The 22549-nt window shown below is 62.2% G+C and carries 17 protein-coding genes; 4 read left to right on the top strand and 13 right to left on the bottom strand.

All coding sequences use genetic code 11. The features are described from left to right. Positions 1–14: 14 nt before the first annotated feature. Together Q0K10_RS06140 and Q0K10_RS06135 are read right to left on the bottom strand one after the other, a co-directional pair. Positions 15–1538 carry an amidohydrolase family protein gene (locus Q0K10_RS06140; protein WP_294504625.1) on the bottom strand — a complete coding sequence of 508 codons (1524 nt, stop codon included), beginning with the start codon at positions 1536–1538 and terminating at the stop codon, positions 15–17. Beyond that, complete coding sequence (locus Q0K10_RS06135; RefSeq protein WP_294504622.1) at positions 1535–5755, bottom strand: amylo-alpha-1,6-glucosidase; 4221 nt, start codon at positions 5753–5755, stop codon at positions 1535–1537. The genes Q0K10_RS06140 and Q0K10_RS06135 overlap by 4 nt, the downstream gene beginning before the upstream one ends. 178 nt (positions 5756–5933) lie before the next feature. Here Q0K10_RS06135 and Q0K10_RS06130 point away from each other — a divergent pair, with 178 nt between their 5' ends. Beyond that, entirely contained in the window at positions 5934–8051 is a 2118-nt protein-coding gene (locus Q0K10_RS06130; protein ID WP_294504620.1) for a carboxy terminal-processing peptidase, read from the top strand. 72 nt (positions 8052–8123) lie between these two features. On the opposite strand, the gene Q0K10_RS06125 is transcribed toward Q0K10_RS06130, so the two are convergent. Then, positions 8124–8948 carry an FtsQ-type POTRA domain-containing protein gene (locus tag Q0K10_RS06125; RefSeq protein ID WP_294504617.1) on the bottom strand — a complete coding sequence of 275 codons (825 nt, stop codon included), beginning with the start codon at positions 8946–8948 and terminating at the stop codon, positions 8124–8126. A 164-nt stretch (positions 8949–9112) separates the two neighbouring features. Here Q0K10_RS06125 and Q0K10_RS06120 point away from each other — a divergent pair, with 164 nt between their 5' ends. After that, entirely contained in the window at positions 9113–10042 is a 930-nt protein-coding gene (locus Q0K10_RS06120; protein WP_294504614.1) for a hypothetical protein, read from the top strand. 10 nt (positions 10043–10052) lie between these two features. Here Q0K10_RS06120 and Q0K10_RS06115 read toward each other — a convergent pair whose 3' ends face one another. From Q0K10_RS06115 to Q0K10_RS06085, 7 genes are all read right to left on the bottom strand, one after another. After that, positions 10053–11951 (bottom strand): S9 family peptidase, encoded by a 1899-nt coding sequence (locus tag Q0K10_RS06115; protein WP_294504611.1) that lies wholly within the window; start codon positions 11949–11951, stop codon positions 10053–10055. A gap of 80 nt (positions 11952–12031) precedes the next feature. After that, positions 12032–13519, bottom strand: a complete 1488-nt coding sequence (locus Q0K10_RS06110) for a UDP-N-acetylmuramoyl-L-alanyl-D-glutamate--2,6-diaminopimelate ligase (RefSeq protein ID WP_294504607.1) — start codon at positions 13517–13519, stop codon at positions 12032–12034. A gap of 22 nt (positions 13520–13541) precedes the next feature. Then, positions 13542–14921: a UDP-N-acetylmuramoyl-tripeptide--D-alanyl-D-alanine ligase gene (gene murF / locus Q0K10_RS06105; protein WP_294504605.1), complete on the bottom strand. Its 1380-nt coding sequence runs from the start codon at positions 14919–14921 to the stop codon at positions 13542–13544. Beyond that, the gene (locus tag Q0K10_RS06100; protein ID WP_294504602.1) at positions 14914–15507 is read right to left on the bottom strand and encodes a hypothetical protein; all 594 of its coding nucleotides are present in this window, start codon (positions 15505–15507) and stop codon (positions 14914–14916) included. The genes murF and Q0K10_RS06100 overlap by 8 nt, the downstream gene beginning before the upstream one ends. Positions 15508–15650: 143 nt before the next feature. After that, the gene (locus Q0K10_RS06095; RefSeq protein WP_294504598.1) at positions 15651–15911 is read right to left on the bottom strand and encodes a hypothetical protein; all 261 of its coding nucleotides are present in this window, start codon (positions 15909–15911) and stop codon (positions 15651–15653) included. 91 nt (positions 15912–16002) lie between these two features. Then, complete coding sequence (locus tag Q0K10_RS06090) at positions 16003–16929, bottom strand: sulfite exporter TauE/SafE family protein (RefSeq protein WP_294504597.1); 927 nt, start codon at positions 16927–16929, stop codon at positions 16003–16005. After that, entirely contained in the window at positions 16926–17708 is a 783-nt protein-coding gene (locus Q0K10_RS06085; protein ID WP_294504595.1) for an alpha/beta hydrolase, read from the bottom strand. The genes Q0K10_RS06090 and Q0K10_RS06085 overlap by 4 nt, the downstream gene beginning before the upstream one ends. 213 nt (positions 17709–17921) lie before the next feature. On the opposite strand from Q0K10_RS06085, the gene Q0K10_RS06080 reads away from it, so the two are divergent. Together Q0K10_RS06080 and Q0K10_RS06075 are read left to right on the top strand one after the other, a co-directional pair. Continuing rightward, positions 17922–18731, top strand: a complete 810-nt coding sequence (locus tag Q0K10_RS06080) for a nitroreductase family protein (RefSeq protein ID WP_294504591.1) — start codon at positions 17922–17924, stop codon at positions 18729–18731. Next, positions 18731–19330, top strand: a complete 600-nt coding sequence (locus Q0K10_RS06075; protein WP_294504587.1) for a GntR family transcriptional regulator — start codon at positions 18731–18733, stop codon at positions 19328–19330. The genes Q0K10_RS06080 and Q0K10_RS06075 overlap by 1 nt, the downstream gene beginning before the upstream one ends. Positions 19331–19376: 46 nt before the next feature. Here Q0K10_RS06075 and glmM read toward each other — a convergent pair whose 3' ends face one another. The 3 genes from glmM to tmk are packed head-to-tail and all read right to left on the bottom strand — an operon-like array spanning position 19377 to position 22441. Then, complete coding sequence (gene glmM, locus Q0K10_RS06070) at positions 19377–20723, bottom strand: phosphoglucosamine mutase (RefSeq protein WP_294504585.1); 1347 nt, start codon at positions 20721–20723, stop codon at positions 19377–19379. A 16-nt stretch (positions 20724–20739) separates the two neighbouring features. Further along, positions 20740–21795 (bottom strand): hypothetical protein, encoded by a 1056-nt coding sequence (locus tag Q0K10_RS06065; RefSeq protein WP_294504581.1) that lies wholly within the window; start codon positions 21793–21795, stop codon positions 20740–20742. Beyond that, positions 21779–22441 (bottom strand): dTMP kinase, encoded by a 663-nt coding sequence (tmk, locus tag Q0K10_RS06060; RefSeq protein ID WP_294504579.1) that lies wholly within the window; start codon positions 22439–22441, stop codon positions 21779–21781. The genes Q0K10_RS06065 and tmk overlap by 17 nt, the downstream gene beginning before the upstream one ends. Between the last annotated feature and the right edge of the window lie 108 nt (positions 22442–22549).

Below are 22549 nucleotides of genomic sequence, written 5' to 3'. Positions count from 1 at the left end.
GGATTCCCCTCCCGTCAAGCCCGGTAGACGAACTCTCCCCCCACCATTGTGAAGAGAACTCCCGCCGCCGGAGAGTGCGGATTCGCAAAATCCGCAGTCGCATCGACCTCCTCCGGATCGAACGCCGCAAAATCTGCCGTCTTCCCCGGTTCGATGCGCCCGAGCTCCGGCAGTCCGAAGGTTTCGGCGGCAAGCCCGGTCATCCGGTGGACGACGGCCTCGATCGGAGAACCCGCATCGAGCAGCCGCCGCAGAAAACGTGCCGCACTGCCGAACCCGCGCGGATGGCTGCGCCCGATCGAGTCGTCCGCGGGACGAGCGCTCTCGTCGCTGCCCATCATGCAGAACGGCAGTGAAAGAATCCGGCGCAGATTCTCCTCCGACATGCCGCGAAAGGCGGCAGTTGTCCCGGCCGCATCGGCGGCCAGAAGATCGACGACCAGCTCTGCCGGGGAGAGCTGTTCCCGTTCAGCGAGCGCAGCGATGGTTCCGCCGCCGTCCCCCCGGAATTTCGCACAGCGGGTCGAGACGAGCGTTACGCCGGCCCAGTAATCGGCGGGGCGCGATGCCGCAAGTTCCGCAGCGACGCGCTGCCGTTCCTCCGCGTTCGCAAGCAGCCGCGCAAGCGACGAATCGTCGAGGTCACCCGCTTTTCCCGGCAGAATCACGCTCAGCTGCGTCATCGACTCCGTCCACGGATAACGGTCGACCGTGATCCGGATTCCCGCCGCCCGCGCCGATTCGAGCCGTTCGAGCGCACCGTCGAGTTTGCCCCAGTTCGCGCAACCGGCGGTTTTGAAGTGACTGATGTGCACTTTTTTCAACCCCGCTCTCAATGCGCATTCGATCGTCTCATCGAGTGATTCGAGGAGTTCGTTCCCTTCGCTGCGCAAATGGGTGGCGTAGATCTTGTCGTGCGCGGCGACAACGCGCATCAGCTCCACGACTTCCCCGGGAGGAGCGAACTTGCCGGGAACGTAGAGCAACCCGGTCGAGAGTCCCGGCGCCCCGGCATCAAGTTCACGTGCAAGCAGCTGCTTCATCGTTTCGAGCTGTACGGACGAAAGCGTCTCATTTTCATACCCGGCAACGGCGGCGCGCAACGTGTTGTGGCCGACCAGCGCTTCCGCGCGGAGGCGCGCCGAACGATTCCGCAGCGCCGCGCGCCACCCGGAAAAATCCTCCCAGTCGAGCGCCGTTCCATATTGCGCCCAGAGTTCTTCGAGGTGTTCGCGATTTTCCCGGCTGAGCGGGAAGGCCGAAAGCCCGCAGTTACCCATGATTTCACAGCTGATCCCCTGCGAAACCTTGCCGAATCCCTCCGGCCGGGCCATGAGCGAGAGGTCAGAGTGCCCGTGAACGTCGAGAAATCCCGGCGCAAGAATCCGTCCGCGCAGCTCGACCGTGCGATCCGCCGCGGAGGCGGTGATCTCCGGCTCGACACCGAGAATCCGTTCGCCGTCGACCAGCACGGCCGCACGGCGCAGCGGCGAGAGGGCCCCGTCCGCCAGCCACAAATTCCGGAACAGCGTCTTCATCGGGTCAGCATCCGGTAGACGCGGAAGAACTCCGATGCGCTCCACGCCTGCGCCGGACAGCCGCCGGGCCGGTGCGGATAATCGCCGTCGGCCACTTCCGGGAGCTGTCCCGGAATTCCGCTCTCGAAGTAGTGCGCCGTCGACAGCAGCAACGCGAGCGCACGTTCGCGCACCGGTTCGCCGCCGAGCAGATAGAGCGCCTCGCAGTAGGCCGGGAACGGCCAGCACCACGCACTTCCGTTGTGGTACGACACCTTGCGCGAGGTGTCCTCCGGCCCCCGATAGTACCCCTGATACGGATGGGCGGGATCATTCAGCAGCCGCCCGTCACGCTCGATGTACAGTTTCCACTCGACCGGACGGTCGGCCAGCGTCCGGATTCCGCCGGGAATCAGAAGTTCTTCGGCGGCAGCGAGAATGCCGCGCCGCTTCTCCGGATCCTTCACCGCGCCGAGCGTCACGGCCAGCAGCTGATTCGGCCGGTTGTGGTCGTCCGGAACGGCGCTGCGGGCAGGAACGCCCGGCTTCGCATGCAGGCAGTCACTGCAGAAATACGACCCTTTCACAGACCGGAAAAAAAGCTCCTCGATGCTGTTGCACACCCGTTCCGCCAGACGCGCGTATTCCGGCTCCGTCCTCCCGAGAAACGCGAGCGAGGCATACCAGAGCGCCTGAATCTCGATCGGATACCCTTCACGCGGGGTTCCGGCCGGAAAATTCGTATCCATCCACGTGAAGTGCGAGGGGCTGAAAACAAGCCCGGACTCCTCGTCCATGCGAATCCCGTTCGGCGTGCCGCGCCGGTAATGTTCGACAATGGAATGCAGCACTTCACCGAGCGTGCGCGCACCGCATCGCGTCTGCAAAATGGCGTCGGAGTGGAAGGACGCGTAGTCGCGGGTCGCCACGATGAGGTAGAGCGGAGCGTCGCTCGTATCGCGATTCCGGTCGTCGAGGCCGCGGATCATATTCGGGATCGTTCCGTTCCGCTCGAACAGGGCGAACTGCCGGATGATCGCGGCGGCCTCGTGCTCGAACGCCCCCTCGACAAGTCCGCGCAGCACGATCAACGTGTCCCGTCCCCAGTCGAGAAACCACGGATACCCGGCGATGACCGTATTCTCGCGGTCGCGCCGGACGATGAAACGGCGCATCACCGGTTCGAACAGTGCACCGGGCTCGACCGACTCCGGCGGAAACGCCGCGTCGTGCGGGGCGAATTTCGCAAGTTCCGGCGCCGTCCCGCTCTTCCGGATCTCAGCGTACAACCCGGTCTCGCCGCCGCCAGGGAGCAGCATCTCGATGTAACCGGGGCTGAAGAGATCGGTCTTGTCCTCAAGTCCGTAGTAACGTTCGGCGGGAAGGTCGACGAGATAGTGCCACTCCGGCTCGCGGTGGAATGTGCCGTTCTCCAGCCGGATCTCCAGCGTGCAGTCGGAGGGTGCGAACTCAAATCCGTCGGCGGTCTCGCGCACCGACTCGGGGAAGCGCGTCTCCGGCCCCGTGTACGCCTTCGTGATTGCGTGGTTCACCCGATCCTCAAGGTCGGGACGCAGGATCAGCCGCACCGGCGTCTCGTCGTCGAGCAAACGGCCGTCACCGCTCGCTCCTTCGGGAACCGGCGGACGGCGGAAATGGAAACGAACCGCGTCGCCGCGGACAGCCCCTTCGAACTCGATTTCCATCCGCACCCGGCACCCCTGCCCGGCCGGCACCAGAAAACTCCAGCAGCAGCGGTTTTCCGCCGTGGCGGTGAACGACTCAATCGAGCGGATATCGAGGGGCTGCGAGTAGCCGTTGACCTGAATCCAGCCGCGCAGCCGCGTGAACATGACGCGGCGGTCCACCGGATAATCGGGATTCACGTTCGCCGCGAGAATCGCCTCGTATTTGCTCTCCATCTCTCCCCACGCCGCGCGGAAGAGACTCGCCCCGCCGAGGTCGTTCGCCGAAAAAGCCTGCACGCCTCCTTCGCGAATCTCCCCGGCCGAGCATCTCATGCGGAACCGCCTCCGCCCGTTGCCGGGAAGCTGAAGCAGATGCCCGCAGGAACGACACGCCCCCTTCTCTCCGGTAAAACAGCAGATCTGAATCGAGAGATCCCGCCCCCGAGGTTCAGGATTCTCCGGCAGCGCAACAAGCGCGATATGGCGGCCGTCCTCCGCCTCAAGGCTGTTCGAAACCACCACCGCCTGCTTCCCGTTGAAAATCGCCATGCGGAAACGATGCTCCCCCTCGACCAGCAGAACATCCCCCGGCGGGATCATGACGTGCCGCCGCGCGTCACAGCGGATCCGGTAGCGGGTCACGGGCGGCAGCGCGACGCCGGCCGCGGCGGCGCAGAACGATTCCGGATCCTGCAGCATCTCGCGCCCCGCTCCCGCCCGGCCGGCCTTGAGTCCACCGAGCGCAACCTGGATGGACATCGCCATCGCCTCTGAGCGCTGAAGCCGTGACCGTTCCGGTTCGATCCGGCAGGCGCGCTCCGATATGCGATAGTGGTCGAATCCGATGCAGAGCGCCTCCCCCGGTTCCAGTTCGCACGTGGAAAATCCGCCGTCGTGACCGAAATGCACGGGCCGCCCCGAGATGAGATCCGTCCCTTCGCCGGCCGTAAGTCCGCTCTTCCAATGGACCGTGCCCTGGTTTTCGCAATCGAGATTCAGCAGCGCGAGAATCGTGTTACCGTCCGGGGCGGTGCGCAGAACGGCCAGAACATTGCCGGGCCCCTCCTGCACAAGCGCCACCTTCGCATGCGCCTGAAACGCGGGATGATCGGCCAGAAGCGTATTGAGTTTGCGGATCAACCCGACGAGGTTCGGTTCCGCCCCGAAATTCAGTGCCGAATCTCCGTGAACATCGATCTTCTCCGTCGCAAAAAATTCCGCTCCGTTCGCAAAACCGAACGCGCCGTCCTCCGAAAGCATCGCCGCTACCAGAAAACGAAGCCGGGCGTACCGCGTTCCGGAGGCCGCGAGCCGGGCGTTGTCATGGGTTTCGGCGAAATTCACGAGCGTCCCGAAGCTGCGGCTGCAGCGGTCGACATACGGGAAATAACGCGAAATTTCATCGCGCGTGTAGTTCTGGAAAAGTTCGGAGTATCCCCAGTTCAACCCGGCCCGGCCGAGCAGTTCCTCCTGAACCGGCAGCGGTCCGCCGAGCCCTTCAAGCAGGAAAACCGTGTCGGGATACTCGCTGCGCACCTTCGGAATGATGTACTCCCACGCCTCGACCGGCAGCATGTATCCGGCGTCGCACCGGAAACCGTCCACCCGGCGGCGGCACCAGAAGAGAAACACCTTCGCCATCAGCCGGTGAACCTTCTCCTCCCGGTAGTTCAGCTTGCACAAATCCGACCAGACCACCCCCCACGCGCCGGGGCTGACAAATGTGCCGTCCGCCTCGCGCACGAAGTAGTCCGGATGCTCCATCTGAAGTTTCGACGCCCAGCCCGTATGATTCACGGGAATGTCCATGAAAATGCGGCCGCCGCGCGCATGCACCTGGTCGACAAGCTCGTCGAACTGCTCCATCGGCGTCGCCTTCGGGTCGAAATCCGCAAGAGCGGGGTCGACGCTGAAGTAATCGAGCGCCGCAAACGGACTGCCGAACCGCCCCATCCGCCCATATTGCGTCGGCATCGGATGAATCGGCAGAAGCTGCAGAATCCGGCAGCCGAGATCGTCGAAAATGTGATCCAGGTGCGCCGCCAGTTGCCGGAATGTCCCGGAAGGAGGAATGACCGTATATCCCGCCTTGTCGAGCGCGGAAACCGTCTCCGGCGACGGTTCGGAAACCTTCTTCGCGCAGTTTTCGCCGAACTGCCGCACGAACGCCGAATACATCGTGTTCCCGCAGATGCCCGCGGCCGGCTCGACCTTGATGCGGAAATTCTCACCGGGCGGCCATTCGATGGCGGAGTGTCCCGCCGGAACGAAACAGCATTTCGCCTCGAACACACCGACCTCCACCAGCGGCAGCGTCAGCGAATACGAACCGTCTCCCGCGGCTTCCATTTCGATGTCGTGCCACTCCATTCCGAGCAGGGCGCTCCCCTTCTCGGTGTGGTCGATCAACTCGTGCCGCCGGACGGCGGCACGTCCGATGGTCGTCCGCAAAATCGCTCGACCCGCCCTTCCCTTGAGGCCGTCCAGAAGGAAGGTGACGGTGTCGCCCGCGTAAAAAATAGCCCGCTCCGGGCGGATGCTCTGCTGCATGATGCTCTTTCCTGAACCCGTGTTTGGAATCCAACTGAAACTCAACGATTTCTTCATAATATAACCTGAAAATAGAAAAAAAAAAGCAACTTGTCCGCTTTGCAGGCTTTATTTTCCGACCAAACGTGTTATCTTAAAATTTATCATACATCATGATAAGGAAGGAGATTTTCATATAATGCATCAAACATTTCGACGCTTTCTCTCCGCCGTTCTGCTGGCGGGTTTTCTTGCTCCCGCGTTTGCGGCGGCCCCCGCCAGAACCGCGGCGGAATACGGGGACAAGGAACTCGCGCTCATCACAAGGATGACCGCGCGGCTGCTCTCCCGGAACCATTACCGTCAACAGAAACTTGACGTGCCCCTCTCCCGGCAGCTGTTCGACGAATATCTCGACGAACTTGATCCGGGGAAACTCTATTTCACCGAAGAAGATGTCGCCGGATTCGCCAGAGAACGGGACACACTCTGCCGGCAGCTTGAGAACGGCGACAGTTCATTCGCCTTCCGGGTTTACGACGTGTTCCGCAAACGGGTCGGGGAGTTTCGCGCATTTGCGGAGAAGCGGCTCAAGGAGCCGTTCGACTTCGCACTCGATGAAAGTTTCACGCCGGATCGCAGCAAGGCCCCCCGGGCGAAAAACCGCGAAGAACTTGAAAAACTCTGGTATCTGCGGCTCAAAAACGACGTTCTCTCCTACCGCCTCATGAACCGTGTGCAGGAGGAGGAGCGCGCCGAAAACGCCGGGAAATTGACCGAAGAGGAGAAAAAACGGCTCGAAACCGCCGCGAAGTGGGAGATCCGCAACCCCGGGGAAAAGGTGCTCAGCCGGCTGCGCGACATCAGCAACGACATCACCCAGAAAGACAAGGTCGACATCCTCGGCATCTATCTGAACTCTCTCGCCCAGGTTTACGGTCCCCATTCGAACTACTATGCGCCGAAACTTGAAGAGGACTTCGAAATGTCGATGAATCTCTCGCTTTCCGGCATTGGAGCGACGCTCACGAGCGACGGCGGCTACATCAAAATCGTCGGCCTCACGCCTGGCGGGCCGGCCGCCCTCGACGGACGGCTGAAGGTCGAAGACCGCATCATCGCCGTCGCCCAGGAGAACGAAGAACCGGTCGATGTGATCGACATGCCGCTCTCGAAAGCCGTGCAGCTCATCCGCGGCCCCGAAAAGTCGAAGGTCACCCTGACCATCCTTCCCGGCGAAAAAGGGCGCAGCGCCGTTCCGGAGACCATCACGCTGACCCGCGACAAGATTGTGCTTGTCGAGAGCGAAGCCAAGGGCGAAGTCCGCACGGTCAAAGCCGCCGACGGCCGGGAACGGCGCATCGGAATCATCACGCTGCCGGGGTTCTACATGGATTTCGATGCTGCCATGAAGGGCGACCCGAACTACAAAAGTTGCACCCGCGACGTGAAGAAAATCCTCGAAAACTTCAAAAAGGAGAAGGTTGACGCGGTTGTGATGGATCTGCGCCGCAACGGCGGCGGCAGTCTGCCCGAAGCGATTACGCTGACTGGGCTGTTCATCCCCTCCGGTCCGGTCGTGCAGATCCGTTCGGCCGACCAGCGGATCGCCGTCAAGTCCGATGAAGACGACGAGCAAATTTATGCCGGACCGCTCGTGGTGCTCACGAGCAAGCTCTCGGCCTCCGCCGCGGAGATCTTTTCCGCCGCCATTCGTGACTGTGAACGCGGAATCATCGTCGGAGACAGCCGCACTTTCGGCAAGGGAACGGTTCTCGACGTGGTTCCCCTCGACCGTTATCTGCACTACATCGGCGAAGATTTTCCGGCCGGTTCGGCCACTTATGAGACGGCGATGTTCTTCCGCATCGCGGGGGGATCCGTCCAGCAGCTCGGCATTGCGGCGGACATCCCGCTGCCGTCGCTTACGGACCAGATGGAAGTCGGAGAGATGTTCATGAACAACCATCTGCCGTGGGATTCGGTGAAACCGGCGCCCGGGGTAAGGTCGTTCACCTCCGATTTCGGGAAAAAGGTCGAAAAGCTCAAGGCGCTCTCGAAGGAGCGCATCGAGAAAGATCCCGAATACGGTGCGTTCCTCAAAAAACTCGAACTTTACAACAAGTACAAGGATCGCAAGACCGTTTCACTGAACGAGGAGGCCCGCTGGCGGGAGTATCGCGAGGAGAAGCAGCTTCAGGACGAAGCCGACAAGCTCTACGAACAGCAGACCGGCGACGACAAAAAGAACTCCGGCGACAAGGACCTCATCCTCAAGGAGGCAACGAACATCGCCGCGGATTTCTCCACTCTCTGAGGAGTCGGAAACATGGAAACGGGAAAGAGCCGCACAACTCTTTCCCGTTTGTTTTCTTCCTTTGCGTCCGGTTCAACGGATGATCACGTTTCCGTCGAATGAAAGATCGAAGATGCCGCGCGTGTCGCCACGGCGTTCCGCATGCAGAATCGCACTTTGAAGCGCGGTCAGCAGCAGAACAACATTCCGGTCCCTGGCCGGGATCAACGCCCGGCACACCTTCTGATCGCGGAACCGCATGGACACCGTCGTTTTGGCGGGGTTGCGCATGTCCACGGCCATAATCCGGATGTCGGGGAAGTTCAGCGCGGTCTGCATGATCAGTTCAAGCGCAGGTGCCAGCTCTTCCAGTTTCCGGCCCGGTTCGACGGTCGAACTCCGGAATCCGAAAATGACCGGCAGCTGCGGCAGCTTGTCCGCCATCGACTCCCGGCGCGGAATCACCACGCCGTCTTCGTCGACCACAAACCGGCCGCCCGGACTGGAAAGAATCGCACGGGGAATCCGTTCCACAATCCGCAGGTGCAACGTATCCGGCAGCACACGGATCACTTCGCAATGCTCGACATTCGGGATGGCCGCCAACCGGCGGCGCAGTTCCCCCGGGTCAATCGTGAAAAGGTTGTCCCCGAGATGAATCCCCAGCCGGGAGGCGAGAACAGGTGCGCGGTCGCGCCAATAACCCTCCGACTGCACGGAGACCTCCCGCAGCAGAAACCGGGGATTCGATGTAAAAAGCACCCGCCGGAGAGAGACGAGACCGAAAATCAGCGCAGCCGCCACCCCCATCAGAACAAACAGCACGATCAGCGTCCGCAACAGCTTGTCGCTGTCACTGCGCACGTTTGCCGAGTTTTTCACCGGCGGTTTATGTGTTTCCGGGGGCTTTTTCGCCATATTGCTCATCCGGTCGGTCACTGATACAAGAAACGGGTCATGATGTGTAATATAACGCGGCTCCGGCAAAATCGCAACACTCCGGCGGCTTTTTTCAGCAACTTCTTGACAAGGAGCCTTGCACGGGGTATGTTATCGCCGGAGAAACCCCGAAGAAACATACCATGAACAGTGACGAACCAATCATCATCACCGGACGCGTGATCGACGCCACCCGAAAAATTGAAAGCAGACTCGCCGAATGCGGCGCCACCGGTTCAGGATTGCGCGAAAAAACCGATTCGCTCGGCTCCGCTCTTCCGGAAGAGGTTGCACGACTGATCCACTTCATCGGCACCGTCCGCAACCGCGTCGCTCACGAAAGCGGCGTGACACTCCGCGCCGACGAACTCGAACTGTTCGAAGAAGCCGCCCGGGCGGTGCTCAAAGAGCTCGACCGGATTCAGCCGCCCGCACCGGAATCTCCCGCGCCGCTCCCCCCGGAATCTCCCGCGCCCTCCCCCGCGCCGCCTCCCCTCCGGGAGAGCGACGACGAACCTCCCGCGCGCCCGAAGTCCGCACGGCGAGCCGCGTCCCCGGAACCCGGGAGCTCTTCCGGAGAGGAACCGCTCCTGCCGCCGTGGAATTCTCCGCTGTGGGCGACTCTGCCGGGACTGCATCTGATTTACGCGTTCGGCGCGGGCTGGAGCGCATTCGGCGCGGGTCAGCTCTATTTGCTGCTGTTGCTGGCTGAACTCATCGCTCTGACGGCGCTCGGATTCGCCGCGGCGCTCGCGTCACAGCCGCTGGTGGCAGCGGGGGGAACGCTCTTTCTGGCGGTTTATCTCTGCGGAATCTGGCTCGGGATGCGCAATCCGAAGGAACAGGGCGGACGCGTCTGGTACCCGCTGATCCCGCTGGCCAATCTTCTGTTTTTTCTGAAGAAAATTGCCGCATTCATCGAACCGGCGCGGCTCGTAATCTCAATCGTGATCCTCGGAACCTGGCTGGCGGCGATACAGCTCGCCGTCACCGGGGAACTCTCCGCCGCCGGAATCATCGCGCTCGCAAGCTGGCTCGGCGCTCTGATCGATTCGCGGCTCCACCGCAGGTGAACCGGAGTCCTCAGGCGAGCTTCAGCGAGTGGCCCACGGCGAGTTCCGCGTAGAGTTCGGCAAGGTCGAAGTGACGGAGCATGCCGCGAGGCGCGTAGGATTGCGGCTCCGGATAGACCGCTTTCCGGACCAGGTCGCGCATCGATGCAGGTGCGCCCTCCAGCGTCAGCGAGTTCCAGAGCTCCGGAGCGGCACAGCACGCAAACGCCGTCACCAGCAGCGAAACTCCGCGACCGACCACCCGGATCTCCCGGTAGTTGCCCGCGCGCAGAAACGCCAGAGCGGCCAGCACATCGCGAACCCGCCCGAAAAAGAGCGGAGAATCGACCATCACCCCTGCCGCATCATAGAAATATTCCGTTCCGTACGGGGAGAAAAAATCGCTGTCACGGTCGCTCGTGAGCGGGAAACTCTTGCCGAACCCGCGCACATCAAGCGTGAAAAGCCGCGCCCCGTCCTCGGGCCGGGACGCAGCGAGCAACTCCTCCTCTCCATCCCGCGCGGCGACGATCAGCACAGCCTTCTCCTCCGCGGGGAGACAATTCCACTCCCGCCCGTCGCACAGGTGAAGAAATGCGAGAATTCCCGGTTCGCTGCGCAGTCCGAAAATTGAAATCACCTTCGAATCGACCCGCCCGTTCCGCAGCACCTTGTAATCGGGAACCGCCACGGAAGCCGTCACTCCGGCCTGCGCGAGAAAATCGCGAACCCCCATCGGTTCCGGAATCGGCTCTCCGCACCAGCCGGAAAGAAACTCCGGCAGCGTCCGGCTGCCCGGAATCCAGTTCACCTGCCCGTCCGGAGCGGCCTGCAGATCCGTCCCGGCGGAAAGCTCCTCGGTTTCCCCGTCAAGGCCCGCCTCCCCGGCGAAAAAGCGGTACATCGCCCGCCGGTTGCCCGGCCCGTACCCGTGCTCGCCAGCCTCGGTGAAGAGCCGGATGCGCTCCGGAGTTCCGAGCAGTTCATAAATCTTCCGGCACTCGTCGAACGCCTCGCGCGTTCCGCGCGGATCGAAGAAATCGTTGCCGCGCCCGAGAATCAAACACGGTTCCGTGGCGCGCGCGATGAGGAAATCCGCCATTTCGAATCCCGCCGCCGCCAGACCCGGAACCGCCTGTTCCGCATCAACGGGAAGTTCATTGTCGAAATTCCGATAAAAACTTGTCACATAACAACCCGGCGCCGCCATCGTGAGCCGGTCGTCAAGCGCCCAGAGATAGGTCGACATCGTCCCGCCGCCGGAGTTCCCCGTCACGCCGACTCGCGAGACGTCCGCCTCCGGCCGGGAGAGCAGATAATCCAGCGCGCGCATCGCATCCCAGACCCGCCAGCAGGCGAAGCTGTCGCCGAAGAGCCCGAGCATCTTCCCCAGCTGATTGTGCTCGAACACACAACAGTCGGAAAAACGGTCTCCGGCAGTGCGCACGAACTGCAGTCGCTCCCCCTGACCCGCCGGGTCTACAAGCAGCACAAGGAATCCGATCTTCGCAAGCGTCCGCGCAAATGTGCGGTACGTATCGCAGCTTTTTCCATTCTGCGAATGGCCGCAGAGTCCCAGCACCGCCGGCAACGACCCGTCCGCAACCTCCCCGGCAGGGCGGTACAGCAGAGCGGAAGCGAGATAGCACGGGCGCGGTTCAAACAGGACCGCCTCCGTCAGGACACCGTCCTCCTCCATGTCGGCCGTCACGCACGCATAAAGCGGCGTACGCTCCTCCGGCAGCATGAACGCCCCGCGCACCGTGCGCCGCGCCCACGCGGCATAGTCGCGCGCCTCCTCCGGGGTTGCAACGGCGGCCAGCCGTGCCTGACGTTCCGCGCGCAAACGCAGAAACTTCTCCTCATAATAGTTCTGGAGCATATCGCTGTAAGCTGGGGGACGGATCATGATGCGCTTCTCCTTTTTCATTCAAGATAACATCCCCGCCCCGGAAATCAAGCGCAACGGCAGCAATGCAGCGAAATTTTCCACGTTCTCCGGAAAAGCCGTCACTTCGACGCGGCCCGCAGCTCCGCAAGAATCGTCTTGACGGCCTTGCGGTCGTCGAACGAATGCCGAACTCCGCAAATCTCCTGGTAGCTCTCATGTCCCTTGCCCGCCACGAGCACCACATCGCCCGGTTCGGCAAGTTGAATCGCCCGGCGGATCGCCCGGCCGCGATCGGGTTCGACTTCATACGCGACCCCCTCTGGAATTCCGGAGGCGATTTCCCGGATGATCGACTCCGGATTCTCGCTGCGCGGATTGTCGCTGGTCAAAACGATCCGGTCTGCCGCCTCCGCCGCCGCGCGTCCCATGCGGGGCCGCTTTGTCCGGTCACGGTCGCCGCCCGCGCCGAAGACCACAATCACCCGTCTGGCCGTGATCCGCCGCAGAATCTCCAGCACACGGCTCAGCGCATCGTCGGTGTGGGCGTAGTCGACGTAGACGGGGAACCCCATCTGGCTGTCAATCCGTTCGAGCCGTCCGGGAACCTGAATCGGGACGGCGAGCGCGCGGTCGATCTCATCGGGTTTCAGCCCGAATTCCCGCACCGCGAGAATCGCACCGGCAAGATTGCAGATGTTGTGCTCACCGATGAGGTTCGACGCGACATCGAATGCCGAACTGCGCCCTTCCAGCCGGAATTTCACCCCGTCCGCCGAAAGTTCGACGTTTGTGATGTGCCACTTCGCATCGGAATCCGGTCCGCCGAAGGTGATGAGTTTCACATCGCCGGAAAGCTCCTCGGCCAGCCGCGCCCCGTAAGGATCATTGACGTTGATGACCGCCGCCCCCTTCGATGAGAGCTGTTCCGTAAAGAGTCGCCGCTTCGCCTGATAGTAATGCTCCATATCGTGGTGGTAATCGAGATGATCCCCGCTCAAATTCGTAAAGATCGCCACCCGGAAACGCGCCCCCGCGACCCGCCCCTGATCGAGCGCGTGACTCGAAAGTTCCATCGCTGCGGCCGCCATCCGGTTCCGGAGCATCTCCGCAAGCAGCGGAAAGAGCGTCCCCGCTTCCGGCGTCGTGCAGTCGGCCGGACGCACAACCTTGCCGTCGCGCGTTTCAACGGTGGAGACGAGTCCGCAGGAGCGCCCTCCCTCCCGCAGCAGATGTTCGATGAGGTAGACCGTCGTGGTCTTTCCGTTCGTGCCGGTCACGCCGAAAAGCGGCAGTTTTTCATCCGGGCGACCGCAGAATTCGCGGCAGCAGCGCGCATAGGCCAGGCGCGTATTCGTCACCATGAGATAGGTCGTCGCCGGCTCGTAGTGCGAAAGCGGATGTTGATGAATCACAACCTGCGCCCGCGCCTTGATTGCGGCGTCGATGTAGTTGTGCCCGTCGCTGACCGTCCCCGGAATCGCGACGAACACATCTCCCGGAAGCACCTTGCGCGAGTCGTTCACCACCCGCCCGCGCGCGGCATTCCCGTGAAAACCGCGCCGTGCAATCAACAGCTCCCCGAGCACTTTTTCAAATGACAGAATCATGGTATCCTCTTCCTTTCCCGATTCAGCGCGCCGCTGCGGGCAGCGCCTCCTCCGCGGCGATTCCGCGCGACCCCTTCACAAACACGAGGTCGCCCGCCCTCGCCTCCGCGATAAAACTCCGCGCTTCCGACGCGCTCTCGAAGTGGCGCTCACAGCCCGCGCAACGAAATCCCTCCCCGACCGTCGCGATGCGTGAGCCGGGAAACATCCTCTTTGCCAGCTCAAACACTCCGACGTGCTCGCGTTCCGACTCCGCCCCGAGCTCGCGCATTTCGCCGAGCAGAAGCACGAGATGGACGGGATCCGCGAACTCCGCCAGATGTTCGAAAGCCGCGCGCATACTGCCGGGATTCGCATTGTAGGCGTCGTTCAGATAGGTCACGCCGTCGATCCGGGTCACGCGACTGCGCATGCCCGGCAGAACCGTATGCTCCAATCCCTTCGCGATCACCGCGGGTTCGACTCCCGCCGCCAGCGCGGCGGCGGCGGCAGCGGCGGCGTTCCGCGCCTGATGGCGTCCGGCAAGTCTCCACGAAACCCGGAACTCTTCCCCATCCGGAAACAGCAGCCTGAACGAACTGCCTTCAAGCTCGCCCCCGAGATAACGCGCCCGGACATCCCCGGACTCCTCGCCGAAACGCAGCACGCGATACGGTTCCGCCGCCGCTTCCAGCACCTCCCGGGCCGGACACTCCATCGGGATCACGGCCGTGCCGTCCGACGGCAGACCGCAGAAAATCCGGCTCTTTTCGCGCGCAACCCCGGCGAGATCCCCGAGAAACTCCAGATGACACGGCGCAATCGAGTTGACCAGCGCCACCTGCGGCAGCGCACAGCGACTCAACGGCTCGATCTCCCCGTGATGGTTGGTTCCCATCTCGATGACCGCGCAGCAATGGTCGGGCGTCAGCCGGAGCAGATTCTGCGGAACCCCGATCTGATTGTTCGTATTTCCGACAGTGGAAAGGACCTTTTCCCCGCCGACAGCTTCGGAAAAGATCGCGCGCAGCATCTCCTTGACGCTGGTCTTGCCGACGCTGCCGGTGACGGCGGCGAGCTTGAGCGCCGGAAAACGCATCCGGTAAGCCCGCGCAATCGCCTGATAAGCACGGAGCGGCTCATCCACCAGAAGCACCGGAACCGGACAACCGGCCGGAATCTTCCCGCGCTTTTGTTCCGCGATGCAGAGCGCGCCGCAGCCGGAAGCGACCGCCGCGCCGAGAAAGTCGTGCGCATCGAACTTCTCCCCGGCAAGGGCAATGAACAGCCGCCCGGCTCCCGGCTGCCGCGTATCGGTGTACACCCCGCTGAACCGGAGTTCCCCGGGATCCGCCGTCCAGCGACCGCCGGTCGCCCCGGCGAGCTCCCCCGCCGTAAATCCGCTGAACGTCATCTCACTCATTGAGGTTGAGCACATTGCGGACCGTGTCCCCGCGGAAGATCACCCGCGCGGTTTCGGAGGGGGTAAGCCAGTACATCCAGGTCTCGTTGCGCAGATCCGGCGTGCGCACCGCCGGCGGCGGCCCGTAGGCGAGCAGCACGTCACGCCGCCCCATGCCGGCGACCACCTGCCCGGCTTTGATCCGTTCAAGCGTCGCAGGCGGAATCCCCTTGAGCATCTCCTCGGGCGGCTCAGTCGTGAAAGTTGCGGAGATGTAGTCGCGCAACGAACAGAGCCGGTATCCGGGATCGAAGATGATCGTGTACTCCCGCCCGTCCATGTCGCGGAACGAAACCGTGCTCTTTCCGGTAATCATGCTGTAACTCGTGCCGATCGGCTCAATTTCGCTGCCGAGCGGCAGAAAACTCCCCTGCTGGATGTTCAGGCAGCTGATCTCGGCAGGATTCAGATACCAGAGGTTGTACCGGGTGTAAATTCTCTGATCCTGCGTCTGCTGAAGGACCTCGGACATCACTTCGGGATCGGCGCAGCCGCCGAAAACGAACGCCGCGGCAACGGCGGCAAGAGCAAACAAAAGTCGGCGCATGAAACAATACTCTCCACTAAAGGTTAAAAGTTGCAACACCCGTATAATTTATGCGCGAAAGACGGTTTTCGCAAGTCCCCGCCCGGCGGAACCGCGTTTTAAATTGCAAAAACCTCGCAATCCGGCGGCAACGCCGTGTGTTCTCAAGGCTTCTCCGCCTTCGGCAGCTCCCATTTCGGCAGGTTGATCTGAAACGGTTCCGGAAACGGCGGGGGAGCCTCCGGTTCGGGCGGAGCCGAGACCTCCGGCTCCGGCTGCTCCGGAACATCATCGAGAAATTCGTCATCGCGGCGGATGTCGATCCGGCGATGGCAGCTCGGACACTCCGCAAACATCCCGATCCACTCCTCTTCCGCCGCGATCTTCTGACGGCAGAATACGCATCTGAATTTAAACAAGCCCATCGATTGCGCCTCCCTGAATGTTCACGGAGTTAAGAATATACCCGCCCGGAGATTTTTTCAAGTTTTCGAAGCCGAAAAGCCGCGAAAACCCTTAGATCGCCCCGCCGTTCTCCTTCCGGTGGTGCGCCGCATACCAGGTGAAGAGCACGAGTCCCGCGGCGACGCCGAATGCGATCACAACCATCGCGATGCGGCTCGCCTCGCGGCAGCCGGTCACATTCAGCAGCGTGTTGAGGAACATCGCACCGGCCGGAATCGCAAAGCTCTTGTGAATGTACTGCGCATATCCCGCATTGAACGCGACCGTGTGCATCCGCGTCCCGAGCGGAAACCCCGCGAATCCGCCCGCGGAAACCAGCACCGCGCCCCAGAGCACCTGCCACGCCACCGTGCCGGATTGAAAGAGGTAGGTGATTCCGCCCGAAAGCGTGGTCAACGTCACCATAAGCCGCACGATCCGGCTCGTAAAGTATTCCGGCACTTTGAATCCCGAAGTCAGCAGCGGCCGCATCAGAAGCCCGCCGCCGACCCCGAGCATCGATGAGAGCACCCCGGTTGCAACGCCGGTGACGAACACACCCGCCCGTTTCGCGGGGGAAAAGCTCGGAAACTCATCGGCCCTGACAAGCGTGCGTGAGCAGGCGGTCTGACAGGCGACAACCAGAATGAATCCGGCCAGCATCCACTGCAAAATCTCCGGTCCGCCGAAAAGGGCGAAGAGTTTCTCGTTGAACATCTTCCCGAAGAGCGAAGCTCCGATCGCGCCGACCGCAAGCGGCAGAACCAGCAACCTCCCCGGATCGCCCGTGCGCCAGCCGATCTCGGGAAACTGCCGCACGACGGTCGGAATCGTGGCGGGAACCATCTGCAGCAGCCCGATGCCGACCGCGTCGAACGGATCGAATCCGAGAATCAGCATCGCCGGCACAACGATCCAGCCGCAGCCGACACCCCAGAATCCGCCTGACATCATCCCGACGAACCCGATCAGCGGCCCGGCGATCCAGAGAGCATTCATCTCTTCCCTTCCAGAAGTTCGTCGAGGAACGCAGTGAGCGCCGGTCCGCAGTTGTCGAGCGCGGCGCCGTGGTCGCATCCCTTCAGATGCACACAGCGGACCAGCGGATGCCCGAGCGCCTTCAGGGAGGCGGCCATGAGTGCGTTCTCCTCGGGTCGTCCCGGCATGTCGAGTCCCGATTCTCCGGTCACGAGCAGAATCGGCGGCAGATCGGCGCAGAGGTGTCCGAGCGGCGCATACCGGTCGATGACCGGCTCGAACTGGGACTGCGGATAGTGCAGATCTTCCTTGAAACGGAAGTGGGTCGTCATCTGCCCGCTGATCGGAAAGAGGCCCGCGAGTTTCCGGTGATCGAACCCGTGACGGGCGAGCCGGCTGCCGTCCATTCCGACCATCGCCGCAAGCCACGCTCCCGCCGACATGCCGCCGACAAAGAGCCGTCCCTGGTCGATATCGAACTCCTCCGCATGGATCATCGCCCACGCGACGGCGGCGGCGGCATCCTCGAGCGCGGCGGGCGCGGGATATGCCGGGCTGAGCCGGTAACGCGCCTCGATGACAATCAGCCGCCCGTCATAGAGACAATCCGGGACCTCCTGCCCTCCGGCGGTGAGCCCGCCGCCGTGAAACCAGACCGCGACGGGATGCGGCCCCTCCCCGATCGGAACGCTGATGTACAGCGACTGCTCCTCCAGCCCTCTTCCTCCGAAATCGGCACGGCGGACCGGCCGGTATGCCGCGGCATTCGGTATCCGGAAATCCTTCCACTCGTTCTTCATCGCCTCGCATCCTTCTGATTGTAAATAAGGAAAATCATTTGTATACTGTATACAGAGATGGATTGAAATACAAGTTTTCCGCGGAACAATTCGGAATATTTTCATTTTTTCGATTTCGGATTGTAACTTTTCCCAAAAATGCAGTATTGTATCAGAAGACCGCCTGTACAATGCGGGGGGAAATCTTCCGGCGGAAAGGAAGGGAGGAAAGAAATGAGTACAGACTTCATCAAAATCGACAGAAAAAAGTGCATCAAATGCGGATTCTGCATCACAGACTGTCCCACCTGCGTGCTGGAAATGGGGGAAGATGGTCCGCAGATCCGGGAGGACCAGTGCATCGAATGCGGACACTGCGTCTCGGTCTGCCCGACAGAGGCGCTCAACAATGCCAGAACTCCGCGCGCCGACCAGGAACTCATTGATCCGGAAAAACTCCCGACACCGGAGGAGGCCGCCTGTTTTCTGCGCACGCGGCGTTCCATTCGCGGATTTGAAAAGGAGCGCGTTCCTCACGAAACGATTGAGAAACTGCTCGACATCGCACGTTTTGCGCCAACCGCAGGGAATGCCCAGGGGGTGCAGTTCCATGTGATCGACAATCCTTCCCGGCTCAAAGAGATCACGGCCGCCACCATGGCATGGGCGGAAAACCGGCAGACTCTCGCACCTCATCTCGCCTCGATGGTGGCGTTTCATCGCGCTACCGGCTGGGACAATGTCCTGCGAAATGCGCCGTGCCTGATTCTCGCTCTCATGGATGAATCCACCAGGCCGATGTTCCGGCAGAATGGAAGATTCATGCTGACCTACGCCGAACTTTACGCCCCGATGCTCGGGCTCGGAAGCTGCTGGGCTGGACTGTTCGAGGTCGCGGCGATGGATGGAGACCCGCAGCTGCTCGACCTCCTGAAACTGCCTCAGGGAAAAATCGTGACGGGAGCGATCGTCGCGGGGATTCCCCGCTACCGGCACAAACGCATACCGCAGCGGCATCCGCTGCAGGTCAGCTGGGTGGATTAATGCTGCGAAAGAGCAATTTGAGCGAACAGGCCTACCGGCTGCTGGCGGAACGGATCATCGGCGGACGGTATCCGGCCGGAACGCGCCTGACCGAGGAGGTCCTTGCCGCGGAGTTCGGGATCAGCCGGACTCCGCTGCGCGAGGCGTTGCGCCGTCTCACGGCCGAAGGGCTGATCGAACCGCTGCCGAAACGGGGACTCCGGGTCGTCTCGCCTTCGCCGGAGGAGATTGCGGAACTCTTCGACTGCCGGAGCCGGATCGAGCCGCAGCTTCTGCGCGAAGCGCTGCCGCACATTCCGACATCCGAACTGCGCGAGCTGCGCAGACGGATCGAAACGGGCGGCCCGGAAGAGTCGCTCGCTGTGGATGAAGCGATGCACCGGCTGATCGCGGAACACTGCGGCAACCGCTTCTTCCGGGAGATTGCTCTGAACCTGCTGAAACGGTCGGCGCCGTACCGGACACTGCGCAACTGCACGATCCCGGAGACGCCGCGCTCGGAGCGGATCGGTCTGCTCGACGCGATGATCGCAGGAGATGCGGAAACGGCGGCGGAACTCCTCATCCGCCACTTCCGCTTCGCCGAAACCGATCCGTAACCATGACTGTCCCGCCCGGCCGCGGCAGGCTCTCCGGAACAGGAATTCAGTTCAATTCGCGCCGGGCGGCGGCGGAGAGACGGTCGATCCAGTGTTTGACATCGGCTTCCGCCTCCGCCTCGACGAGGATCCGGATCTTGTTCTCGGTTCCGGAGTAACGCACGATCGTGCGGCCGGATTCTCCGAGAGCCGCGCGGCACGCCGCAATCTCCGCCGGAAGCAGTGAAAGCTCGTCGAGCGGCGTCTTTCGAGCAACCGCGAACGAACATAGCTCCTGCGGAAAAACCGTCATGAATCCGGCAAGCTCCGCGAGCGGCTTCCCACTCTCCTTCATGAGCTTGAGGACATGCAGCGCCGAGATGATTCCATCCCCCGTCGTCGCGTAATCCATGAAGATGATGTGCCCGGACTGCTCCCCGCCGACGTTGAATCCGCCCGCGCGCATCCGTTCGATCACATAACGGTCGCCGACATCGGTCACTTCGACCCGGATCCCCATCTGCTTCATCGCGCGCGAGAGGCCGAGGTTGCTCATGCTCGTGACCACGACCGTATCCGAGGCGAGTTTCTTCTCTCTCTGGAACGAGAGCGCGAGCATCCCGATAATCCGGTCGCCGTTGACCTCGTTGCCCGCCGCATCGCAGAAGATCACGCGGTCGGCGTCGCCGTCGAGCGCGATTCCCGCGTCGGCGCCGTACTTGCGGACGAGTTCGCCCATGTTCTCCGGATGCAGCGCGCCGCAGCCATCGTTGATGTTGAGTCCGTTCGGCTTCACCGCCGTCTCGATCACCTCCGCCCCGAGCTCCCGGAAAATCGGCGGCGCGATCGAGTAGGCCGCGCCGTTCGCGCAGTCGAGAACGAGCTTGAGCCCGCGCAGACTCAAATTCCGGATCGATCCTTTCGCAAACTCAATGTAGCGCCCGCGCGCATCCTCGATGCGGTACGCCTTGCCGATCGCCTCGCCGGGAACGCCGTCCTCCGCGAGTTTTCCGCCGAGAATCTCCTTCTCGATTTCGAGTTCGACCGAATCCGGCAGCTTGAAGCCGTCCTCCGCGAAGATCTTGATGCCGTTGTCGCAGGCGGGATTGTGACTCGCGGTGATCATGATTCCGCAGACCGCCCCCATAGATTTCGTCAAATGGGCGACCGCCGGAGTCGGCATCGGTCCGACCGCCAGCACATCCATCCCCATGCTGAGCAATCCGCTCGTGATCGCGTTTTCCAGCATGTACCCCGAAATGCGCGTGTCTTTCCCGAGCACGACCCGTTTATGACCCGACGCGCCGCCGAGCACCTTCGCCGTCGCCTTGCCGACCAGCAGCGCAAGTTCCGGGGTGATCGGATAACTGTTCGCACGACCGCGAATTCCGTCCGTTCCGAATAATTTCTTCATATGATCGAACTTCTCCTCATGATTTCATGGCTGTGCCGACTGCGAACGCGCGCAGCGCCAGCTCTTCGTTGACATTGAAGCGGAGCGTGAACAGCAGTTCATCCGCCTCCCTGAGCATCCGTGCGGCGAACTCCGGCGTCACACCTTCCGGCGGCCCGGCCGGAAACAGCTCCGGATTCGCAAGCGCTTCAAACGGAACGTTCGACGCAAGCAAAAACAGCTGCGAGGCAAAGGTGTGAATCGCACTTAAAAACATTCCCCGCTCCTTCATGTACGCGCCGTATCCCGCATCGGCCGCCTGCGCCTCGACCCGCTTGACGTAAGCGGCGTCGCCGGACTGCGCGGCGGCATTGACCCGCGCCTCCCACTCCGCGGCAGTCCGGGCAACGGCGTCGTTGTTGAGCCCCGCCGCCACCCGGCAGATCACAGCGGCCTGCGCCTCGGCAAGCGCAAGGTTGCCGCGCGCCCGGCCGGCGAGTTCGTTCAGTGCGGCAACCAGCTCCTCAACCCCCGAAAACCCGTACTCGCACCGGTTCGACAAAAGCGGCAGAAGCTGGCAGCGCGACCGCGTAGTCGGCAGCAGCGCGGCGGGATTCCCGGTCGCGAGGATGAGCAGCGTCTCCGGCGGCGGCTCCTCAAGGGTTTTCAGGAGCGCGTTCTGCGACTCTTCGTTGAGCCGGTCCGCGTCGAAGATGATCCCGACCTTGCGCCGCCCTCCGGAGACGCTGGTCAGGTGAAACTGTTTTTCAAAATGGCGCAGCGTGTTCGGCTCCGGATTGTTCCGGTCGCCGATTTTGATCTCGTACATCTTCCCGACCGGAGTGAGCGTATAGAGCTCCTGAAAGGTGCGTGCCTCAATCCCGCGGCAGACACGGCAGACTCCGCACGGCCTTCCGGCGCGGCTTTCGGGACACGCCGCAAGCTGCGCAAGCACCGTCGCAAACTCCTGCCGGATGCGCTCGGAATCCGCCTGAAGCAGAAACGCGTGCGAGAGCCTCCCCGTACGGGAGGCGTTTTCAAGATGTTGAAGAATAACCGGATACCGTTCCCGGTAACTATCGTACAAGCTCATCGGCAATTGCTCGAATCTCCTCGTGAATCGTCTCCGGAGAACGGGTTGCGTCGACAATGCGAATCCTCTCCGGTTCGCGCGCGGCAATCGCCAGAAATGCGGCGCGCACACGCTCGTGAAACTCCAGCTTCTCCTCCTCGAAGCGGTCATGTTCCCCCCGGGTCTCCTCCCGGATGCTGGTACGCGCGAAACCGATTTCGGGCGGGAGGTCCAGCAGAAAAGTGAGGTCCGGCACGCACTCGGCCATCGCAAACCGGTTCAGAAAGTCGATCGCAGGCGGCTCGATGCCGCGCGCGCCCCCCTGATAGGCGGTCGTGGAATCCGCAAAACGGTCGCAGATCACGATCGTCCCAGCGGAGAGCGCGGGGCGAATCTTCTCCCGCACATGCTGGGCGCGCGCAGCCTCCATGAGCAGCAGCTCGGTGCTCGCGTGCATCTTCTCCGGGCCGTCGAAATTCTTCACGAGTGTGCGCATCCGTTCCGCCAGCGGCGTTCCGCCGGGTTCGCGGGTGACGAGGACTTCGCGTCCGCGGGCGGCGAAGTGTTCGGCGAGCTTCCGCACCTGCGTGCTTTTGCCGGAACCTTCGGGACCTTCGAACGTGATGAAAAATCCGTTGTACGAGTGTTTGAGTGCTTTGTTTGCCATAATTCCCGTTTTTTCCTTGCAAAAAGAAGATAGCTCCATTTGCCGGAAAGTTCAACCGGTGTTATATTCTACGATATGATTTTTTTCAACATTAACCGGAAAATAAGA

It is taken from the genome of uncultured Victivallis sp., assembly GCF_944391105.1.
Lineage (GTDB): Bacteria > Verrucomicrobiota > Lentisphaeria > Victivallales > Victivallaceae > Victivallis.
The sequence above is the reverse complement of the archived record's forward strand: the minus strand, read 5'-3'. Positions and strand labels throughout refer to the sequence as shown.